The 1,706-nt window shown below is 76.0% G+C and carries 1 protein-coding gene and 1 pseudogene; both read left to right on the forward strand.

Translation table 11 applies throughout. From position 1 onward, the window contains the following. A pseudogene (locus tag KBX39_RS30565) lies at positions 1-912 on the forward strand (RNB domain-containing ribonuclease); the annotation flags it as partial. 64 nt (positions 913-976) lie between these two features. Further along, positions 977-1,675, forward strand: a complete 699-nt coding sequence (gene npdG, locus KBX39_RS30570) for an NADPH-dependent F420 reductase (RefSeq protein ID WP_210873879.1) — start codon at positions 977-979, stop codon at positions 1,673-1,675. Positions 1,676-1,706 lie beyond the last annotated feature (31 nt).

Consider the following 1,706-nt stretch of genomic DNA (forward strand, 5'->3'; position numbering starts at 1 on the left):
GACGCCGGCCGGCTGCCCGAGCCGATCGCCCTGCTGCCCGAGATCGGGGCGCTGCTCACCGCCCGTGGCCTGAGCCGGGGCGCGATCAACCTGCCGCTGCCGGAGCAGGACGTCGAACCCGACGGCGACGGGTGGCGGCTGGTGCTGCGCGGCCCCGGCCCGATGGAGGAGCACAACGCCCAGATCTCGCTGCTGACCGGGATGGCGGCGGCCGACATCATGCTGGCCGGCCGGATCGGGCTGCTGCGCACCATGCCGCGTCCCCGCGCGGAGGCGGTCGAGCGGCTGCGGCTGGCCGCCGGACCGCTCGGCGTGCCCTGGCCGGACGGCACCCCCGTCGGTCAGGTGCTCGACGGGCTGGACACCTCCCAGCCCCGGGTGGCCGCCTTCGTCGACCAGGCCGCCGAGCTGATGCGCGGCGCCGCGTACACCGCGTTCGACGGTGAGCTGCCCGAGCAGCCCGAGCACGGCGGGGTGGCGGCCGCGTACGCGCACGTCACGGCGCCGCTGCGGCGGCTGGCCGACCGCTACGCCACCGAGATCTGCCTGGCGCTGCACGAGGGCCGGGAGGTGCCCGAGCAGGTCCGGGCCGCGCTGCCGAAGCTGCCCGAGGTGATGGCCACGACCGACCGGACCGCCGGCGCGGCCAGCCGCGGCGCCGTGGAACTGGCCGAGGCGGTGCTGCTCGCGCACCGGGTGGGGGAGACGTTCGAGGCGGCCGTGCTCGACGTCGACGAGCCGCGCCCGGCGGGCAACGGCCGGCCCGGCCGACCGCCCGGCGGCACGATCGCGCTGGACGAGCCGCCGGTCCGCGCCCGCTGCACCGGCGAGCTGCCGCTGGGCGAGCGCGTCCGGGTACGCCTCACCGTCGCCGACCCGGCCCAGCGCCGGGTCGCCTTCGAACGGGCCTGACCAGCGGCCATTGTCACAGCATCGGGATGCACCGCACGCCGCCTCGCTTTGCGAGGATGAGCCCATGGCTTACGACGCGACCACGCTGCCCGACGTCTCCGGGCTGACCGTCGGCATCATCGGTGGCACCGGCGACCAGGGACGAGGTCTCGCCTACCGGTTCGCCCGCGCCGGGCAGAGCGTGCTGATCGGCTCCCGCACCGCGGAGCGGGCCTCCCAGGCCGCCGCCGAGATCGCCGCCCTGCCCGGGGTGCCCGACGGCGCCATCGTCTCCGGCGGCGACAACGAGGACGTGGCCCGGCGCAGCGACGTGGTGATCGTGGCGGTGCCGTGGGACGGGCACGCGGCCACCGTCGCCGCGCTCGCCGAGCCGCTGGCCGGCAAGATCGTGGTGGACTGCGTCAACCCGCTCGGCTTCGACAAGCAGGGCCCGTACGCGCTCGACGTACCAGAGGGCAGCGCGGTGCAGCAGGCCGCCGGGCTGCTGCCCGAGTCCCGGGTGTGCGCCGCGTTCAACCACGTCAGCGCGCCGCTGCTGGCCGACCCGCAGATCGAGCGGATCGACCTCGACGTGCTGATCTGCACCGAGGACCGGGAGGTGGCCGGCGTGGTGGCCGCGTTGGCCGCGCGGATCCCCGGCATGCGGGGCATCTACGCCGGCCGGCTGCGCAACGCCCACCAGATCGAGGCGTTCACCGCCAACCTGATCGCGATCAACAAGCGCTACAAGGCGCACGCCGGCATCCGCGTCACCGACCTCTGAACCGCCGCGCGCCGCGCGGCGCGCGGCGGTT

The organism is Micromonospora sp. D75, from assembly GCF_018070405.1.
In the GTDB taxonomy this organism is placed as follows: domain Bacteria; phylum Actinomycetota; class Actinomycetes; order Mycobacteriales; family Micromonosporaceae; genus Micromonospora; species Micromonospora chalcea.

Bases quoted from the DNA above. Each gene is read 5' to 3' on its own strand.
- npdG (WP_210873879.1), top strand. From the start codon at position 977: ATGGCTTACGACGCGACCACGCTGCCCGACGTCTCCGGGCTGACCGTC.